This window comes from Amycolatopsis sp. VC5-11 (genome assembly GCF_037034185.1).
GTDB lineage: Bacteria > Actinomycetota > Actinomycetes > Mycobacteriales > Pseudonocardiaceae > Amycolatopsis > Amycolatopsis nivea.
In genome coordinates, this window is the sequence record NZ_JBAGKF010000050.1 from 1 (window position 1) to 1,174 (window position 1,174).

1 rRNA gene is annotated in these 1,174 nt (G+C 55.4%); it reads right to left on the reverse strand.

The window, feature by feature from the left end:
• Positions 1-6 precede the first annotated feature (6 nt).
• Positions 7-1,174, reverse strand: a 23S ribosomal RNA gene (locus tag WA670_RS45025); the annotation flags it as partial.

The window sequence follows — 1,174 nt, forward strand, 5'->3', positions numbered from 1 at the left end:
ATCTTTGTGGGCAAGTCCTCGGCCTATTAGTACCAGTCAACTCGACAACACATTACTGTGCTTCCATTTCTGGCCTATCAACCCAATCGTCTCTTGGGGGCCTTAACCCACATGGGGTGGGATACCTCATCTTGGAACAGGCTTCCCGCTTAGATGCCTTCAGCGGTTATCCCTTCCGAACATAGCCAACCAGCCATGCCACTGGCGTGACAACTGGCACACCAGAGGTCCGTCCGTCCCGGTCCTCTCGTACTAGGGACAGCCTTCCTCAAGTATCCTGCGCGCGCGGCGGATAGGGACCGAACTGTCTCACGACGTTCTAAACCCAGCTCGCGTGCCGCTTTAATGGGCGAACAGCCCAACCCTTGGGACCTACTCCGGCCCCAGGATGCGACGAGCCGACATCGAGGTGCCAAACCATGCCGTCGATATGGACTCTTGGGCAAGATCAGCCTGTTATCCCCGGGGTACCTTTTATCCGTTGAGCGACACCCCTTCCACCAGGAGGTGCCGGATCACTAGTCCCGACTTTCGTCCCTGCTCGACATGTCTGTCTCACAGTCAAGCTCCCTTGTGCACTTGCACTCGACACCTGATTGCCAACCAGGCTGAGGGAACCTTTGGGCGCCTCCGTTACCCTTTAGGAGGCAACCGCCCCAGTTAAACTACCCATCAGGCACTGTCCCTGAACCAGATCATGGTCCGAGGTTCAGATTCCCAATCCGACCAGAGTGGTATTTCAACAACGACTCCACACCCACTAGCGTGAGCGCTTCACAGTCTCCCACCTATCCTACACAAGCCGAACCGAAAACCAATACCAAACTATAGTAAAGGTCCCGGGGTCTTTCCGTCCTGCCGCGCGTAACGAGCATCTTTACTCGTAATGCAATTTCGCCGGGCCTGTGGTCGAGACAGCCGGAAAGTCGTTACGCCATTCGTGCAGGTCGGAACTTACCCGACAAGGAATTTCGCTACCTTAGGATGGTTATAGTTACCACCGCCGTTTACTGGCGCTTAAATTCTCAGCTTCACCCCCCGAAAGGAGTTAACCGGTCCTCTTAACGTTCCAGCACCGGGCAGGCGTCAGTCCATATACATCGTCTTGCGACTTCGCATGGACCTGTGTTTTTAGTAAACAGTCGCTTTCCGCTGGTCTCTGCGGCCAACCACC